The following is a 17,908-nucleotide window of genomic DNA, read 5'->3' as shown; positions in this document are numbered from 1 at the left end:
GGATCGGCCGCAGGCTCGCGACGTTCACGCCCGGAGCGCCGGCCGGCAACAGGCACTTCTCGATCGACCGCCCTTTCGCCGACGGCCACCCGCGCAGCGTCAAGTGATCCCTGGCGCCCGCGCCGCTCGTCCCGAACAGGACCGGAACATGACCGAACTCGAATTCCAATCGCTCGCGAACGAAGGCTACAACCGCATTCCGCTGATCGCGGAAGCGCTCGCCGATCTCGAAACGCCGCTGTCCCTCTACCTGAAGCTGGCCCAGCCCGAACGCGCGGGCGCCAACTCGTTCCTGCTCGAATCGGTGGTCGGCGGCGAACGTTTCGGCCGCTACTCGTTCATCGGCCTGCCCGCCCGCACGCTCGTGCGCACCCGCAACGGCGTGTCGGAAGTCGTGCGCGACGGCAAGGTCGTCGAGACGCACGACGGCGACCCGTTCCAGTTCATCGAATCGTTCCAGGCGCGCTTCAAGGTCGCGCAGCGCCCGGGCCTGCCGCGTTTCTGCGGCGGCCTCGCCGGCTACTTCGGCTACGACGCGGTGCGCTACATCGAGAAGAAGCTCGCGAACACCGCGCCGCGCGACGATCTCGGGCTGCCCGACATCCAGTTGCTGCTGACCGAGGAAGTCGCGGTGATCGACAACCTCGCCGGCAAGCTCTACCTGATCATCTACGCGGACCCGGGCCAGCCCGAAGCGTACGCGAAGGCAAAACAGCGCCTGCGCGAACTGAAACAGCGCCTGCGCACGACCGTGCAGCCGCCCGTCACGTCGGCGAGCGTGCGCACCGAGACGTTCCGCGAGTTCAAGAAGGACGACTATCTGGCCGCCGTGCGTCAGGCGAAGGAATACATCGCGGCCGGCGAACTGATGCAGATCCAGGTCGGCCAGCGGCTCACGAAGCCGTACCGCGACAATCCGCTGTCGCTGTATCGCGCGCTGCGTTCGCTGAACCCGTCGCCGTACATGTATTACTACAACTTCGGCGATTTCCACGTGGTCGGCGCGTCGCCGGAAATCCTGGTGCGCCAGGAAAAGCGCGGCGACGACCAGATCGTCACGATCCGGCCGCTGGCCGGCACGCGTCCGCGCGGCAATACGCCCGAGCGCGACGCCGAACTCGCGACCGAACTGCTGAACGATCCGAAGGAGATCGCCGAGCACGTGATGCTGATCGATCTCGCGCGCAACGACGTCGGCCGCATCGCGGAGATCGGCTCGGTGCAGGTCACCGACAAGATGGTGATCGAGAAGTACTCGCACGTGCAGCACATCGTCAGCTCGGTCGAGGGCAAGCTGAAGCCCGGCATGACGAACTACGACGTGCTGCGCGCGACGTTCCCGGCCGGCACGCTGTCCGGCGCGCCGAAGGTGCGCGCGATGGAACTGATCGACGAGCTCGAGCCGGTCAAGCGCGGGCTGTACGGTGGTGCGGTCGGCTACCTGTCGTTCTCGGGCGAGATGGATCTCGCGATCGCGATCCGCACGGGTCTGATCCACAACGGCAACCTGTACGTGCAAGCGGCGGCCGGCGTCGTCGCGGATTCGGTGCCCGAATCCGAATGGCAAGAAACCGAGAACAAGGCGCGCGCGGTGCTGCGTGCGGCCGAACAGGTCCAGGACGGCCTCGATAGCGACTTCTGACCGGAGACTGACCATGCTGCTCATGATCGACAACTACGACTCGTTTACCTACAACCTGGTCCAGTACTTCGGCGAACTCGGCGAGGACGTGCGCACCTACCGCAACGACGAAATCACGCTCGACGACATCGCGCGCCTGAATCCCGACACCATCTGCCTGTCGCCGGGCCCGAGCAATCCGCAACATGCGGGCATCACGCTCGACGTGCTGCGCGAATTCGCGGGCAGGAAGCCGATCCTCGGCGTCTGCCTCGGCCACCAGGCGATCGGCGAAGCGTTCGGCGGCCGCGTCGTGCGCGCGAAGACCATCATGCACGGCAAGGTGAGCCGGATCGAAACCGACTGCCGCGGCGTGTTCGCCGACCTGCCGAAGCATTTCGACGTCACGCGCTATCACTCGCTCGCGATCGAACGCGAGTCGCTGCCCGATTGCCTCGAGGTGTCCGCGTGGACCGACGACGGCGAGATCATGGGCGTGCGCCACAAGACACTGCCGGTCGAAGGCGTGCAGTTCCACCCGGAATCGATCCTGTCCGAGCACGGCCATGCGCTGCTCGAGAATTTCCTGAAACAGAGCCGCGCCGCGGCCGCACCGGCCGCCTGACGGGAGACGCACGATGACGATTACCCCGCAGGAAGCGCTGCAGCGCACGATCGAGCACCGCGAGATCTTCCACGACGAAATGCTGCACCTGATGCGGCTGATCATGCGCGGCGACATGTCGCCCGTGATGGCGGCCGCGATCATCACCGGGCTGCGCGTGAAGAAGGAGACGATCGGCGAGATCGCCGCCGCCGCGACCGTGATGCGCGAATTCGCGAACCACGTCGAGGTGCGGGACAACTCGAATTTCGTCGACATCGTCGGCACCGGCGGCGACGGCTCGCACACGTTCAACATCTCGACCGCGTCGATGTTCGTCACGGCGGCCGCGGGCGCGAAGGTCGCGAAACACGGCAACCGCGGCGTGTCGAGCAAGTCCGGCAGCGCCGACGTGCTCGAGGCGCTCGGCGTGCACATCGACCTGCAGTCGGACCAGGTCGCCGCATCGATCGCCGAAACCGGCATGGGCTTCATGTTCGCGCCGAACCATCACCCGGCGATGAAGAACATCGCGGCCGTGCGCCGCGAGCTCGGCGTGCGCACGATCTTCAACATCCTCGGCCCGCTGACCAATCCGGCCGGCGCGCCGAACCAGCTGATGGGCGTGTTCCACCCCGACCTCGTCGGCATCCAGGTGCGCGTGATGCAGCGCCTCGGCGCGCAGCACGTGCTCGTCGTGTACGGCAAGGACGGAATGGACGAGGTGTCGCTCGGCGCCGCGACGCTCGTCGGCGAATTGCGCGACGGCGAGGTGCACGAATACGAGATCCATCCGGAGGACTTCGGCCTGCAGATGGTGTCGAACCGCACACTGAAGGTGGAAAATGCCGACGAATCGCGCACGATGCTGCTCGGCGCGCTGGACAACCAGCCGGGCGTCGCACGCGAGATCGTCACGCTGAACGCCGGCACCGCGCTTTACGCGGCCAATATCGCCGAGTCGATCGCGGACGGCATCCAGCTGGCCCGCGAAGCGATCGCGAGCGGCAAGGCCCGCGCGAAGGTCGACGAGCTCGTGCGCTTCACGCAGCAGTTCAAGCGCTGACCCCCTTACGAATCAAGCAGGAATCCCTATGAGCGACATTCTCGACCGAATCATCGCCGTCAAGCGCGAAGAAGTGGCGGTGGCCATGCGCAGCACGCCGCTCGAGGCGCTGAAGCTGGAAGCCTCCGCGCGCGACCTGCGCGACTTCGTCGGCGCGCTGCGGGCGAAACACGCGGCCGGCAACGCCGCCGTGATCGCCGAAATCAAGAAGGCAAGCCCGTCGAAAGGCGTGCTGCGCGAGCATTTCGTGCCGGCCGACATCGCGCGCTCGTATGCGGCGCACGGCGCCGCGTGCCTGTCGGTGCTGACCGACGAGCAGTTCTTCCAGGGCGGCGTCCGCTACCTCGAGGAAGCGCGCGCGGCCTGCACGCTGCCGGTGCTGCGCAAGGACTTCATCGTCGACGCGTACCAGATCGTCGAAGCCCGCGCGATGGGCGCCGACGCGATCCTGCTGATCGCCGCCGCGCTCGACACGCCGCTGATGCAGGATCTCGAAGCGTACGCGCACTCGCTCGGCCTCGCGGTGCTGGTCGAAGTGCACGACCGCAACGAGATGGAACAGGCGCTGACGCTCAAGACGCCGCTGCTCGGCATCAACAACCGCAACCTGCGCACGTTCGAGACGTCGATCCAGACCACGCTCGACATGCTCGACATGATTCCGGCGGATCGCATCGTCGTGACCGAATCGGGCATCCTGTCGCGCGCCGACGTCGACACCATGCGCGCGGCGAACGTGAACACGTTCCTCGTCGGCGAGGCGTTCATGCGCGCCGACCAGCCGGGCGAGGAACTCGCGCGGATGTTCTTCTGATGGCGATCGAAAAGGAAATCAAGCTCGCGCTGCCGGCCGGCCAGGCTGACGCCGCGCGCCGCTTCTTCGAGACGCTGACCGGCGAACCCGGCCACGCGATCACGCTCGCGAACGTCTATTACGACACGCCCGATCTCGCGCTGGCGCGCTCGAAGAGCGCGGTGCGCGTGCGCCGCACGCCGGACGGCTGGCTGCAGACGTTCAAGACGGTCGGCAGCGCGGAAGGCGGCCTGCACCGCCGCCACGAATGGGAGCTGCCGGTCGCGGGCGACGCGCTCGAGATCGACGCGCTCGTCGCGGCCTGCGACGTGCCGGAAGCCGCCGCCGCACTGAACGACGCGGCCGGCGCACTGTACGCGCTGTTCCGCACGGATTTTTCGCGTACGCTGTGGCGCATCGCAATCGGCGGCGCGACCGTCGAGGCCGCGGTGGACCTCGGCGAGATCGTCGTCCAGGCGGAACACGAAACGCGCCGCGAACCGATCAGCGAAATCGAACTCGAACTGCTCGACGGCCCGGAAACGGCGCTCGCGACGCTCGCCGCCGAACTGCAGCAGGCGCTGCCGGGCCTCGTTCCCGAAAACATCAGCAAGGCGCAGCGCGGCTACCGGCTGCGCGCGCAATAAACACGCATCACGCATGGCAACCCGCAAGACTTCCCGCGCGCCGCAACAGGCGTCGCTGTTCGACGATCCCATGCCGGAACCGGCACCGGACGATATTCCGTCCGCGGCTTCCGAGCCGCCCGCGGCTCGGCGAAAATCCGCGAAGCAGGCGGCCGCACCGGCGCCCGCGCCGGCCCCGACCGCCTCGGCACCGCAACCCGTTGCCGCCGACGTGCCGCATCTCGCCGCGCAATTCGACGCGCTGCCGGCCGTCTGGCGCGACGTGCTGAAACCGTTCACCGACAGCGACGCGTACGCGCCGCTGTGCCGCTTCGTCGACGAGGAGCGCGCGGCCGGCAAGACGGTCTACCCGACCGACGTGTTCCGCGCACTGCGCCTGACGAGCCCGGACGACGTGAAGGTCGTGATCCTCGGCCAGGACCCGTATCACGGCGACGACCGCGGCACGCCGCAGGCGCATGGCCTCGCGTTCTCGGTGCCGCCGGCCGTGCGCACGCCGCCGTCGCTGCGCAACATCTTCAAGGAAATCGCCGCGAATTTCGGTCACGACACGCCGCGTCACGGCTGCCTCGATACGTGGGCGCGCCAGGGCGTGCTGCTGCTCAACACCGTGCTGACGGTCGAGCGCGGCGCGGCCGCGAGCCATGCGAAGCGCGGCTGGGAGCAATGCACGGACACGCTGATCCGCGAGCTCGCCGGCCGCCATCGCGGGCTCGTGTTCATGCTGTGGGGCGCGCACGCGCAGGCGAAGCGCGCACTGTTCGACGCGAACGCGCATTGCGTGCTCGAGGCGCCGCATCCGTCGCCGCTGTCCGCGCACCGCGGCTTCCTCGGCTGCCGCCATTTCGCGCTCGCGAACGACTATCTGATCGATGCGGGCCGCGAACCGATCGACTGGCGCCTGCCGGACGTAGCCGAAACGCTCGCGTGACGGCCTGGGGCCCGTTCATCCTGATAACGGGCTTGCGCTGGCCCAAGGGTTCGCCGGGCGCATACGAAAATGCCGCGTCCCTTTCGGGGCGCGGCATTTTTTATCGGGCGATGCAGCGAGTGCACCGCACCCGCATCGACCTGACGCGTTACGCGGCGGCGATCGCTTCGCGTGCGCTGGCCAGCGCGGCGCTCTGCGCATCCGGGCCGAGGTTCAGGCCTTCGGCGTAGATGAAGCTCACGTCGGTCATGCCGACGAAGCCGAGGAACGTCCGCAGGTACGGCGTCTGGCTGTCGTTCGGCGTACCGGCATACTTGCCGCCGCGCGCCGTCACCACGTGAACCTTCTTGCCCTTGATCAGGCCTTCCGGACCGTTCTCGGTGTAGCGGAACGTGACGCCTGCGCGGGCGATCCAGTCGAAGTACGTCTTCAGTTGCGACGAGATGCCGAAGTTGTACATCGGTGCGCCGATCACGATGATGTCGGCAGCCTGCAGCTCGGCGATCAGCGCATCGCTCTTCGCAACGATCGCATTCTGTTCCGCGGTGCGCTTGTCGGCCGGCGTGAAGAACGCGCCGAGCACCGATTCGTCGAGGTGCGGCAGCGCATCGGCCAGCAGGTCGCGAACCACGACGTTCGCGCCGGGGTTCGATTGTTGCAGCTTTGCCGTCAGTTCGTTGGCCAGCAGCGTGGATTGCGCACCTTGCGAACGCGCGGCGGAATTGATTTGCAGAATGGTCGTCATGTCAGGCTCCGGTAGGGTTGCGCTTCGGTAGCGCGAGTGACGCCATTGTGCGGGGCCGCATGGCCGCGAAAAAGCGGGTTCAGGGCGACGGATTGTTGCAGCAGCGGGACAATACCCGATCGCGCCCCGATACCCGCTCGCGTAGGGTTACCCGTTCAGCCACGCTTCGCGGGCCTTCGTGGCCGCAGCCGGCTTCGCGGCCGCCGTCAGCCGGTAGCGGGTGACTTCCGGACCGTCGAGCTTCAGTTTCGCGGTGCGCAGCTCGTCGCGGCGGAACGCGTGGATCTCCACCTTGTCGCCCGGCCGATAGCGGGCCAGCAGCGCATCCAGGTTCGTGCCCGTTACGCGCAGCCCGTCCACCGCGATCAGCGTGTCGCCGGCCGACAACCCCGCGCGATGCGCGGCGCCGCCTTCGTAGACGGCCGCCAACGTGCAGTCCGCGCCGCCGCGCAAGCGCGCGCCGATCGTCGGCTTCTCGGCCGCGCCGAGCGCGACGTCGGGGGCCAGCGTCACGCCGAACGGCGCGAGCAGTTCGCCGAGCGGCAGGTCGCGCGTGCCGTGCACGGCGTCGGCGAACAGGCGGCCGAGCGCGACGCCCGTCGCCTCTTCGATCAGCGTCTCGACTTCGTTTTCCTCCACGCCCGCCTGCTTGCCGCGATAGAAGTCGCGGCCGTAGCGTTGCCACAGCAGGCGCATCACGTCGTCGAGCGACTTCCGGTTACGCGTCTGCGCGCGGATCGCGAGATCGAACGCGAGCGCCACGAGCGAGCCCTTCGTGTAATAGCTGACGATCGCATTGGTCGCGTTCTCGTCCTGACGGTAGTACTTGATCCACGCGTCGAACGAGCTTTCCGCGACGCTCTGCTTGAGCCGGCCCGTGCCGCGCAGCACGCCGCCGATCGTGCGGCCGAGCGCCGCGAAATATTCGTCCTGCGACATCAGCCCGCTGCGGACCAGCATCAGGTCGTCGTAATACGACGTGAAGCCTTCGAACAGCCACAGCAGCGACGTGTAGTTCTCGCGCGCGAGGTCGTACGGCACGAACGCCGCCGGCTTGATGCGCTTCACGTTCCACGTGTGGAAATACTCGTGGCTGCAGAGGCCGAGATACGTGCGATAGCCTTCCGTCGTTTCCGGCCGCCCCTTCACCGGCAGATCGGTCCGGTTACAGATCAGCGCGGTCGACGCGCGATGCTCGAGGCCGCCGTAGCCGTCGCTGACCGCGAGCGTCATGAACACGTAGCGGTCCATCGGCGCCTTCTTCGACTTCGGCTCGAACAGCGCGATCTGCGCTTCGCACACGCGTTTCAGGTCGCTACGCAGCCGCTCCAGGTCGAGCTGCGTCACGCGCCCCGCGATCACGATGTCGTGCGGCACGCCGTGCGCGTCGAACGTCGCGAGCGCGAATTCGCCGATCGTCACCGGATGGTCGGACAGCTCGTCGTAGTTCGCCGCGCGATACGCGCCGAAACCGTAGCGCTTCGTCCCGCTCGCCTCGGGCAGCGCGGTGCCGACCCGCCACGTGCGAAACGCCGCGCCGGCCGGTTTCGCGATGTCGACTTCGCACGGCGCGTGCTCTCGACCGGCGACGCTCAGGAACACGGCCGTCGCGTTGAAGAAGCCGCCCGACTCGTCGAGATACGCGGAGCGCACCGACAGGTCCCACGCATAGACGTCGTAGCGCAGCGTCAGCGCGCCGGTCACGGGCGCGGCCTGCCACGTGTGCTTGTCGGTCTTCGCGATGCGTACCTTGCGGCCCGCGTCGTTGAACGCGCGCAGCGTCACGATGTTGCGCGCGAACTCGCGCACGAGGTAGCTGCCCGGAATCCATACCGGCAGCGAGAAACGCTGGCCTTCGGGATCGGGATCGGCAACCGTCACCGTCACTTCGAACAAGTGCGCGGCAAGATCTTTCGGGACAATCGAATAGCGGATCGGCTGAGTCATCGTGGCAATCGGTCGGGGCGGGCGAAAACGAAGAGAGGCGCCGGCAGATCATACGGGCGCCCCTCGCTGGCCGGGTCGTGCGCCCGGCGTGCGGTCGGTTACTTGCTCGAGGCGAGCGCCTGGTTGAGCTGGTCGGCCGATACCGCGCCCGGCAGGCGGCGGCCGTCCGGCAGGAAGATCGTCGGCGTGCCGGTGACGTTCATCCCGCGCCCGAGCGCGAGGTTCTTGTCGAGCGCGGTGGTGTCGCAGGTACCGGCGCCGGACGGCGCGCGGTGGTCGAGCATCCAGCTTTCCCACGTTTTCGCGCGGTCGGTCGCACACCAGATCGCCTTCGACTTCACGGTCGAATCCGGCGACAGCACCGGGTACAGGAACGTGTAGACGGTCACGTTGTCGACCGACTGCAGCGTCGTCTCGAGCTTCTTGCAGTACGGGCAGTTCGGATCGGAGAACACCGCGATCTTGCGGGCGCCGTTGCCCTTGACGACCTTGATCGCATTCGCGAACGGCAGGCTCGCGAAGTCGATCTTGTTGATTTCGGACAGGCGGGCGTCGGTCAGGTTCTTGTGCGTCCTGGCGTCGACGAGATCGCCGAGCAGCACGTAGTCGCCGGCCGCGTCGCTATAGATGATCTGCGAGCCGAGGTTCACTTCGTAAAGGCCTGCCACCGGCGATTTCGACACGCTCTTGATCGGCGCGTCGTTGCCGAGACGGGCTTGCAGCGTGGCCTTCAGCTTGTCGGTGGTCTGGTCGGCCTGCGCGGTGCAGCCAAGCGTCGCCATCGTGACGGCCAGCGCCAGCGACGCGATGCGGATCGTTTTTTTCATTGAAATCTTCCTTCAGCTCAATCGGAGTGCACGGCACAGTGTACGCCGTAACGGAACCGTCTCCGACCGGCGCGGCGGCGGAAGGTTCGTTCAGCCGAGCGCGGCCGACACGAGCCAGCGCTTCACGAGCGGCTGCGCGCCGACGAACGCCATGCCCGCATTGCGCACGGCCTTCGCGAGCGAGCCCGGCACCGCGAACAGCCGCTGCAGGCCGTCGGTCGCGACCATCAGCGCGCGGATGTCCTCGCGGCGCGAACGCTCGTAGCGGCGCAGCAGCACCGTATCGCCGAGATTGCGGAAGCTTTCCTTGCCCGCGATCGCGTCGACGAGCGCCGCGACGTCGCGCAACCCGAGGTTCATCCCCTGCCCCGCGAGCGGGTGGATCAGGTGCGCGGCATCACCGACCAGCGCGACGCGCGGCGCGATCAGCTTGTCGACCGTCTGCAGCGCCAGCGGGAAGCCGGCGGCCGGCGTCACGCATTCGAGCGTGCCGACCTGGCCGTGCGACACGCGCTCGACCTCGGCCGCGAGCTGCGCCGGATCGAGTGCGAGCAGTGCGTCCGCGTGCGCGGTGTGCGCGGACCACACGAGCGACACGTGGCCGTCCGGCAGCGGCAGCAGTGCGACGATCTCGCCTTCCCGGAACCACTGGTAGGCCGTCTCGCGGTGCGGCAGCGACGCCTTGAAGTTCGCGACGACGCCCGTCTGCCGGTAGTCGCGCCGCTCTACCCTGGCCCCCATTTGGGAACGCACCCACGAATGCGCGCCGTCCGCGCCGACGACGAGATCCGCTTCGAGCACCTGCCCCGACGACAGCGTGAGCACGGCCGCGTCGTCGCGCACGTCGAAGCCCTGCGCGCGTGCGTCGAACCACGTGAGGTTCGGCTGGAACCGCAGCGCGGCGTCGAGCGATGCCTCGACCAGCGACGATTCGGCGATCCATGCGAGCTGCGGCACGGACGCCTGATAGGCGGAGAAATGCAGTTCGGCATGCGCATCGCCATACACGCGCATGTCGTACACCGGCGCGAGCCGGCCGTGGTCGAGCGCCTGCCAGACCCGCAGCCGCTCGAGCAACGCCTGCGAACTGGACGACAGCGCGTAGACACGCGTATCGAACGCGAGATCCGCGGGGCGCGGCGTGGCCGGCTGGGCGAGCAAGGCTGTCTTGTAGCCGGACTGGGTCAGCGCGAGCGCGGCCGTCTTGCCGACGAGCCCGCCGCCGACCACGGCGACGTCGAAGGTGTGGTGGGCAGTCATGGCGGGCATTATAGCCGCGGGGCCAAACCCTTACGCGGCCGGACTTTGCGGGAAATCAGCAGAACCGCGGGCCGGTGCGCCGACGCGGCGGCCCGCCGCATCGGCCGTTCGGCGCCCAGCCCGGAATCCGGGGCGCCGGCACGGTACAATAGCGTTTTTGACCGTCGGCCCGCCGCGCTCCACGCGCCGGCCGCCCTTTTTTCCCGCGCCGCCGTGCCCTGTCCGGCCGCGCCGCCTCACCCGTCCGAAGGATTCCATGAGTCTCAAATGCGGCATCGTCGGCTTGCCCAACGTCGGCAAGTCCACCCTGTTCAATGCGCTGACCAAGGCCGGCATCGCCGCCGAGAACTATCCGTTCTGCACGATCGAGCCGAACGTCGGCATCGTCGAAGTGCCGGATACGCGCCTGAAGGCGCTCTCCGAGATCGTCAAGCCGGAGCGCGTCGTGCCGGCCGTCGTCGAATTCGTCGACATCGCGGGCCTCGTCGCGGGCGCGAGCAAGGGTGAAGGCCTCGGCAACCAGTTCCTCGCGAACATCCGCGAAACCGACGCGATCACGCACGTCGTGCGCTGCTTCGAGGACGAGAACGTCATTCACGTCGCCGGCAAGGTCAGCCCGATCGACGACATCGAAGTGATCAACACCGAACTGGCGCTCGCCGACCTCGGCACCATCGAGAAGGCGCTCACGCGCTACTCGAAGGCGGCGAAGTCGGGCAACGACAAGGAAGCGGCGAAGCTCGTCGCCGTGCTCGAGAAGGTGCGCGCGCAGCTCGACCAGGGCAAGGCCGTGCGCGGCCTCGCGCTGTCGGACGACGAGCAGGCGCTGATCAAGCCGTTCTGCCTGATCACCGCGAAGCCGGCGATGTACGTCGCCAACGTGAAGGACGACGGTTTCGAGAACAACCCGCACCTCGAGGCGGTGCGCAAGTACGCGGAAAGCGAAAACGCGCCGGTGGTCGCCGTGTGCGCGGCGATCGAGGCGGAGATCGCCGATCTCGACGACGCGGACAAGGAAGCCTTCCTCGCCGACATGGGCATGGAAGAGCCGGGCCTCGACCGCGTGATCCGCGCGGGCTTCAAGCTGCTCGGCCTGCAGACCTACTTCACCGCGGGCGTGAAGGAAGTTCGCGCGTGGACGATCCACATCGGCGATACCGCGCCGCAGGCGGCCGGCGTGATCCACACCGACTTCGAGCGCGGCTTCATCCGTGCGCAGACGATCGCGTTCGACGACTTCGTCGCGTACAAGGGCGAGCAAGGCGCGAAGGAAGCCGGCAAGATGCGCGCGGAAGGGAAGGAATATGTCGTGCACGATGGCGACGTGATGAACTTCCTGTTCAACGTCTGAGCGTTGCTGTCGCATCGAGCGTAAAAAAGCCCGCTGAATGCGGGCTTTTTCTTTTCGATGGCGGAAGATCGACTCATTCCCGACCGACGACCTTCAGCGTCCCGGACATATGCAGGAACTGTCCGTCCTTCATCGCGATGTTCATATCCACCGCGCCGCGTTCGAAATCCTCGACGTGCACGACGTTCGAACCGGTGGACGGCTCATGCCAGTACACCATGTACACCTGCGGACGGACCTCGCGCGCCGTGTACTGCACCGTATCCGTCACGCCCTTGAATTGGCCGGCCGTGCCGACGAACGACATCGTCTTGTCGTCCTTGAAGTTCAGGTCGAACGCGGTAGCGCCGAACTGCACGCGCACCGTCTTGCCCGCCGCGGGGAACGGCGCCGGCGCGGGCCACTGCATCTCGCCCTTCGCAACCTTCGCGCTCAGCTCGAGCGACGACTTTTCGCCGAGATCCGGGTAGCGCGCCTCCATCGCCGCGATCAGCGTCGTCGAATCCTTCGCGCGCACCGATTCCTGGTCGAACGCCTTGACGTAATTCCGCGTGAACGCGACGCCCGTGGTGAACGGCTGGCTGCCGTCGCGGTTCGGCAGGAAGTGGCCGGGCACGACGCGCGCCGGCTTCAGCGCATCGATCCGGTCGAGCGTCGCCAGCCAGTTCGCGTGCGACAGCGGCGTCTGCGTGTCGGCCATCCAGACATGAACGTTCGCGGCGACCGGGATGCCACCGACCACGGTCCGCGCGGAAGGAATCCATACGAACGTGCGATCGGGCGTCGGGCCGTCGAGCCCGACGATGCGCAGCGGCTCGCCATCGACGCGCAGCGTATTGCCGTCGAGCGGCTGCGGCACGATCACCGAAGTCGGCGCATTGTCCTTCAGGATCGGGCCCCAGTAGGCAAGCTTGCCGTCCTTGCTGGCCTCGATCGCGGCGACGGTCTGCGGCGTCGCGACGATCTTCGCATCCGGGAACGCCGCGTGAATCGTTTCCAGCCCGAAATAATAGTCGGGATCGCTGTGGCTCACGTAGACGGCCTTGAGCGTCTTGCCGCTCGCCTTGATCCGGCTCACCAGCGCCTGAGCGTCGTTGCGCTGGAACTGGGCGTCGATCAGGATCGCCTCCGTTTTGCCCGAAACGATTTCGGACGAAACCGGGAAGACGGCATGCGCGCCCGGATTGTAGACATCGACGGTCAACGGGGCGGCGATGCTCGCGGATGCGGCGCCGAGTAGTGCAGTCGCCGCGAATGCGGAAGAAAACAGATGACGGATCGACATGGTCGGACTCTTGATGGGTTGTGAGTGCCCGTAGAATAAATGAAACCATTTCGGTAACAAATAGCCCATTTATCGATGGCCTATTTCCCAACAGGAACGAATCGATCGCGACGCGGCCGTCTGAGCGGACGCCGGCCGGGCCGTTACACGGTAATCCTTGATGAATAAAAAAAGCCCGGCCGGCACACGCCGGTCGGGCCACGATACTTCCGGGCGGCATCACTCAGGTGCTATCGCATCCGGCCGCTCGCGCGCTCACGTCGCCGACACCCGCCGCCCCGCGTTCACCTGCGCATCGCGCCCGCGCTTGTTCAGCCACGACGCGAGCAGCACGATCGACGCCAGCACGGCCGTCGCGCCGACTTCCATCCTGTGCTCCTCGCTGACGAACATCACGGTCAGCGTGCCGCAGATGAACAGGATCACGGCCCACGTGAGCCACGGGAACAGCCACATCCGCAGCGTCAGGTCGGCGCCGCCCGCTTCGAGCGTCTTGCGCATCCGCAACTGCGAGATCGCGATCACGAGATACACGAGCAGCGCGATCGCGCCCGACGTCGCGAGCAGGAAGCCGAACACCTGTTCCGGCATCAGGTAGTTCGCGATCACGGTCAGGAAACCGAACGCGGTCGACGCCAGCACGGCCGCGCGCGGCGTGCCGGTCGAATCGGTGCGATGCAGGAAGGCCGGCGCGTCCTGGCGCCGGGACAGCGAGAACAGCATCCGCGACGCCGTGTACAACGCCGAATTCAGGCAGCTCGCGACCGACACGAGCACGATCACGTCGATGATCGCCTTCGCGTTCGGCACGCCGATCAGCTCCATCGCGCGCTGGTACGAGCCGTGCTTCGGCAGCAGCGGGTCGTTCCACGGCACGATGGCCGCGACGACGAGGATCGAGCCGAGATAGAACAGCGTGATACGCCAGATCACGGAGTTCGTCGCGCGCACGATCTGGCGTTGCGGGTTGTCCGATTCGGCGGCCGCGATCGTCACGATCTCGGTGCCGAGGAACGAGAACATCGTCGTCAGCATCGCCGCGAGCACCGCGCTCGCGCCGTGCGGCATGAAGCCGTCGTGCACGAACAGGTTCGACACGCCCGACACGGCCGGCGCGGGGATGATGCCGACGATCGCCGCGCCGCCGATGCACAGGAACACGACGATCGCGACGACCTTGATCAGCGCGAACCAGAATTCGAATTCGCCGTAGTTCTTGACGGAGAAGAGGTTGGTGACGGTGAGCAGCAGCGTGATGCCGAGCGCGAAGATCCACGTCGCGATGCCCGGGAACCACGCATTGAGGATAGTCGCGGCGGCGGTCGCCTCGATCGGGATCACGAGCACCCAGAACCACCAGTACAGCCAGCCGATCGTGAAGCCGGCCCAGTGGCCGATCGCGCGATCGGCATAGGTCGAGAACGACCCGCTGTCCGGATGCGCGACGGCCATTTCGCCGAGCATGCGCATCACCAGCACGACCAGCACGCCCGCGATCGCATACGCGAGTATCGATGCCGGCCCGGCCTCCGCGATCGCGTGGCCGGAGCCGACGAACAAGCCCGCGCCGATGACGCCGGCAATCGACATCATCGTCACGTGACGCTGCTTCAGGCCAGTGCCGAGGCCTGTGTTGCTTCCACTCATCTGTCTCTCTCCAAAAAACGGTTCCGGTACGACCGGTGTCGCGTGAAGGCGGCGCGGGGGAGTTGTCGTTGTCGAATCCGGCTGCGGCCCCGCGTGCGATCGCACGCGGGCACAAGGCCGGACCGGGCCGTTCCGGTCGGGTCGTCCGCGCAGTCTGCGAAGCTGCGGGTGCGATGCGGCGCGCCGGGCGCCGGCGCATCGCGTACGCCCGTTCCGTCGGCTGTCGTCAGCCGCCTTCGAAGCGAAGGAGTGTAAGCATCAAACGGTTCGTCACTAAGAACCAATTGAAGAATTTCGATGGAACCACTCGTTGCATCGATACGAACCGATGCAACGCTTGATCCGGTTCGGCGGCGGCCCGTGCGCCGCGCGCGCCGCTCAGTTCGCGTCGCGGACGGTTTCGTCCCGCCACTTCGCCGGCACGCGTGCGTGCCATTCTCGCAGAAGCAGGTTTTTCACGGCGTCGGGATACGCGGCCGACAGGCGCACCAGCACGATCGGCCAGCCGACATAGTGATCGGTCACGTAATACACGTCGGGCGCCGATTCGATCAGCCATGCGCGCTCGTCGGGGCCGACGCCCTTCACGACGAGCGTGTCGCCGTCCTCGCGCAGCCGCGCGAGCACTTTTCCCTTCACCTTCAGCGCGGGCGTGCCGTACGACGTGCCTTCCTCGACGCCGCGCCACGCCAATGCGATCTGCCGGACTTCGTCGAATGTCACGATGCCTCCCCGACCATGCGTCGACGGTTGACGGTCCGGCCACCTTACCGGAAACCGCGCGACGCGCCCAGCGGACGGCGTTATCCGCCGGCCGCGCGCGCAGCGGCCGGCGCACGCCCGGTGGTCGCGACGATCGCGAACGCGATCGCATTCGCGGCGGCGCTCGCGAGGATCGGCACGAGATAGCCGCCGCCGGCATCGTAGACGAAGCCGGCGGCGGCCGGCCCGATCAGCGTGCCGAACGCGACGCTCGTGTACAGAATGCCGATGATCGCGCTCACGTTGCGGCCGCCGAAATAGTCCATCACGACCGCCGGCAGCACGGCGACCCAGCCGCCGTAGAACACGCCGAACACGAGCGCGAACGCAGCGAGCGTCGCGACGGTGCCGGCGCCCGCCCACCCGATCAGCGCGACGGCCATGCCGGCGAACATCGCGAGCAGCGACGCGCGGCGGCCGAAGCGGTCGGCAAGGCCGCCGAGGAAGAAGCGGCCGGCCGTGCTGCCCACGCCGATCGCGCCGAGCAGCAGCACGGCCGTCGACGGTGCGACGCCGTGATCGAGCGCATATGGCACGAGGTGAACGAACGGGACGAACACACCGAACGAGCAGACGAGGCAGGCTGCATAGAGACTCGCGAACGGCCGCGACGTGACGGCTTCGCGCACCGTCGCGCCGGCATGCACGTTCGCGCCGGTCGATGCAGCGGCGGCATTCCGGCTGCCGTCGCCGACGACATCGCCGTCCGGCAGCCATCCGCGCCTGCGCGGATCGTTCTCGATCAGCAGCGACATGCCGGCTCCCAGCACGAGCGCGATCGCGGCCAGCGTGAAATACGCACCGCGCCAGCCGACCTGCGCGATCAGCGCGGACGCGAGCGGCGGCATCGCCAGCGTGCCGACGCCGATCCCCGCGACCGCGAGCCCCGATGCGAACCCGCGCCGGCGCACGAACCAGCGCTGCACCGCGCCGACGGCCGGCACGTACGCGCAACCGACGCCGAGCCCGACACCGAGCCCGTACGCGACATAGACCTGCAGCAGCGTATGCGCGGCGCCGGCGGCCGCGAGCCCCGCGCCGGTCAGCAGCATCCCGGCGACGGCGAGCCGCCGCGAGCCGAAACGATCGGCGAGCGGCCCGCTGACGATGCCGAAGCCGAAGTACAGGAAGCCGGCGAGCGAGAACACGAGCGAGATCTGGCCGCGCGACGCGGCGAAATCCCGCTGCAGCGACTCGACGAACGCGCTGAACGTATACGCGCTGCCGAACCCGACGAACGTGACGGCGAACGCGGCCGCCACCACGTACCAGCCGTAGAAAAGGCGCGATGTGCCCGGGCGGTTCATGACGATGCTCCTTTCGGGTTCCACCGGCTGCCGGGCGGCATCCGGATTGCCCCGTGGATATAGTTGAACTATGTTGATCGCATCGGCCGCCGACAGGCAGCCGCGCAACAGGCGATCCGATGTGTCGACGTTACTCGCGCGTACGCGTCGCCTCAAACCATATTTCGTCGGCCTTTCGCTTTAGAAAAACTGAATGAATCGTTCCCGCCTGCCGCCACTCAACGCGTTGCGCGCCTTCGAAGCCGCCGCCCGCCACCTGTCGGTGAAGTCGGCGGCCGAGGAGCTGTCGGTCACGCCCGGCGCGGTGAGCCAGATGATCCGCACGCTCGAGACCCACCTCGGCGTGCAACTGTTCGAGCGCGTGAACCGCGGCATCCTGCTGACGGCCGCCGGCCGCGACTACCTGCCGCCGGTGCGCAACGCGTTCCGGCAGATCGCCGACGCGTCGCAGCGCGTGTCGGGCGCCGCCGACAGCGGCGTGCTGACGGTGAGCGTCACGCCGTTCTTCGCGTCCGCGTGGCTCGTCCCGCGCCTCGCGCAGTTCCGCCAAGCCAGCCCCGACGTCGACCTGCAGGTCGTCACGAGCCATGCGCTCGCGGATTTCTCGCGCGACGGCGTCGACGTCGCGATCCGCCACGGTCTCGGGCGCTACGTCGGGCTGTGCAGCGAACGGCTGCTGACGGTCGAAATCGTCGCGCTCGCGTCGCCCGACCTCGTCGCGCGGCTCGGCATGCCGGCGACGCCGGCCGAGCTCGTCGGCTGGCCGCAACTGCACGACGCCGAACGCAAGGGCTGGCACATCTGGTTCGGCGCGCAGCGGATCGACGATTTCGGCCCGCCGCGCGGCCCTGCGTTCGACGACTCGGGCCTGCTGCTGCAGGCGATCGTCGCCGGCCAGGGCGCCGGGCTGCTGCCGGCCGCGATGGTGCGCGGCGAGCTGGCGAGCGGCCGGCTCGTGCAGCTTGCCGACGCCGCGTGGCTCGACGATTTCGCGTACTACCTCGTCTATCCGCCGCATCACGCGGAACGGCCGAAGGTTGCCGCGTTCCGGCGGTGGATTCTCGACGCCGCGCGGGCCGACGGCGCGGCGTCGATGTCCGGCGCGGCGTAGCGTC

16 protein-coding genes are annotated in these 17,908 nt (G+C 67.7%); 8 read left to right on the top strand and 8 right to left on the bottom strand.

Annotated elements, in window-relative coordinates; all coding sequences use genetic code 11:
- Window positions 1-148 precede the first annotated feature (148 nt).
- Genes trpE through WS95_RS29985 form a run of 6 tightly spaced genes read left to right on the top strand, consistent with a single transcriptional unit; the run spans window position 149 to window position 5,662 of the window.
- Entirely contained in the window at window positions 149-1,642 is a 1,494-nt protein-coding gene (gene trpE / locus WS95_RS30010) for an anthranilate synthase component I (RefSeq protein ID WP_059780269.1), read from the top strand.
- Window positions 1,643-1,655: 13 nt separating this feature from the next.
- Complete coding sequence (locus tag WS95_RS30005) at window positions 1,656-2,246, top strand: aminodeoxychorismate/anthranilate synthase component II (protein ID WP_034209841.1); 591 nt, start codon at window positions 1,656-1,658, stop codon at window positions 2,244-2,246.
- A 13-nt stretch (window positions 2,247-2,259) separates the two neighbouring features.
- The gene (gene trpD, locus WS95_RS30000) at window positions 2,260-3,291 is read left to right on the top strand and encodes an anthranilate phosphoribosyltransferase (RefSeq protein ID WP_059827636.1); all 1,032 of its coding nucleotides are present in this window, start codon (window positions 2,260-2,262) and stop codon (window positions 3,289-3,291) included.
- Window positions 3,292-3,319: 28 nt separating this feature from the next.
- Window positions 3,320-4,105 carry an indole-3-glycerol phosphate synthase TrpC gene (trpC, locus tag WS95_RS29995; protein WP_059827634.1) on the top strand — a complete coding sequence of 262 codons (786 nt, stop codon included), beginning with the start codon at window positions 3,320-3,322 and terminating at the stop codon, window positions 4,103-4,105.
- Complete coding sequence (locus WS95_RS29990; RefSeq protein WP_059827632.1) at window positions 4,105-4,731, top strand: CYTH domain-containing protein; 627 nt, start codon at window positions 4,105-4,107, stop codon at window positions 4,729-4,731. Before trpC ends, WS95_RS29990 begins: the two co-directional genes overlap by 1 nt.
- A gap of 13 nt (window positions 4,732-4,744) precedes the next feature.
- Window positions 4,745-5,662, top strand: coding sequence for a uracil-DNA glycosylase (locus WS95_RS29985; RefSeq protein ID WP_059827630.1), 918 nt, complete (start codon window positions 4,745-4,747; stop codon window positions 5,660-5,662).
- A gap of 148 nt (window positions 5,663-5,810) precedes the next feature.
- Here the strand turns inward: WS95_RS29985 and WS95_RS29980 are convergent, their stop codons facing one another.
- From WS95_RS29980 to WS95_RS29965, 4 genes are all read right to left on the bottom strand, one after another.
- Window positions 5,811-6,407: an FMN-dependent NADH-azoreductase gene (locus WS95_RS29980; protein WP_034209836.1), complete on the bottom strand. Its 597-nt coding sequence runs from the start codon at window positions 6,405-6,407 to the stop codon at window positions 5,811-5,813.
- 147 nt (window positions 6,408-6,554) lie between these two features.
- Window positions 6,555-8,354, bottom strand: a complete 1,800-nt coding sequence (locus WS95_RS29975) for a M61 family metallopeptidase (RefSeq protein WP_034209835.1) — start codon at window positions 8,352-8,354, stop codon at window positions 6,555-6,557.
- 98 nt (window positions 8,355-8,452) lie between these two features.
- On the bottom strand, window positions 8,453-9,181 hold the full coding sequence (locus tag WS95_RS29970; RefSeq protein WP_059827628.1) for a DsbC family protein: 729 nt from the start codon (window positions 9,179-9,181) through the stop codon (window positions 8,453-8,455).
- A gap of 90 nt (window positions 9,182-9,271) precedes the next feature.
- Window positions 9,272-10,450 carry a UbiH/UbiF family hydroxylase gene (locus WS95_RS29965; RefSeq protein ID WP_059827626.1) on the bottom strand — a complete coding sequence of 393 codons (1,179 nt, stop codon included), beginning with the start codon at window positions 10,448-10,450 and terminating at the stop codon, window positions 9,272-9,274.
- Window positions 10,451-10,697: 247 nt separating this feature from the next.
- Between WS95_RS29965 and ychF the strand changes: the two genes are divergently transcribed.
- Window positions 10,698-11,792, top strand: coding sequence for a redox-regulated ATPase YchF (ychF, locus tag WS95_RS29960; RefSeq protein ID WP_059780274.1), 1,095 nt, complete (start codon window positions 10,698-10,700; stop codon window positions 11,790-11,792).
- 73 nt (window positions 11,793-11,865) lie between these two features.
- On the opposite strand, the gene WS95_RS29955 is transcribed toward ychF, so the two are convergent.
- The 4 genes from WS95_RS29955 to WS95_RS29940 form a co-directional block, all read right to left on the bottom strand.
- On the bottom strand, window positions 11,866-13,077 hold the full coding sequence (locus tag WS95_RS29955) for an MBL fold metallo-hydrolase (RefSeq protein WP_059827624.1): 1,212 nt from the start codon (window positions 13,075-13,077) through the stop codon (window positions 11,866-11,868).
- A 255-nt stretch (window positions 13,078-13,332) separates the two neighbouring features.
- Entirely contained in the window at window positions 13,333-14,724 is a 1,392-nt protein-coding gene (gene gabP, locus WS95_RS29950; protein WP_059827622.1) for a GABA permease, read from the bottom strand.
- Window positions 14,725-15,102: 378 nt separating this feature from the next.
- The gene (locus tag WS95_RS29945) at window positions 15,103-15,447 is read right to left on the bottom strand and encodes an MmcQ/YjbR family DNA-binding protein (RefSeq protein ID WP_059827620.1); all 345 of its coding nucleotides are present in this window, start codon (window positions 15,445-15,447) and stop codon (window positions 15,103-15,105) included.
- Window positions 15,448-15,527: 80 nt separating this feature from the next.
- Window positions 15,528-16,793, bottom strand: coding sequence for an MFS transporter (locus WS95_RS29940; RefSeq protein ID WP_059827618.1), 1,266 nt, complete (start codon window positions 16,791-16,793; stop codon window positions 15,528-15,530).
- Window positions 16,794-16,986: 193 nt separating this feature from the next.
- On the opposite strand from WS95_RS29940, the gene gcvA reads away from it, so the two are divergent.
- Window positions 16,987-17,904, top strand: coding sequence for a transcriptional regulator GcvA (gene gcvA / locus WS95_RS29935; RefSeq protein ID WP_059780279.1), 918 nt, complete (start codon window positions 16,987-16,989; stop codon window positions 17,902-17,904).
- Window positions 17,905-17,908: the final 4 nt, after the last annotated feature.

This window comes from Burkholderia sp. MSMB1826 (genome assembly GCF_001526325.1).
Classification (GTDB): Bacteria; Pseudomonadota; Gammaproteobacteria; order Burkholderiales; family Burkholderiaceae; genus Burkholderia.
Note: the sequence above shows the minus strand (reverse complement) of the source record. Positions and strands in the feature narration are given on the sequence as shown.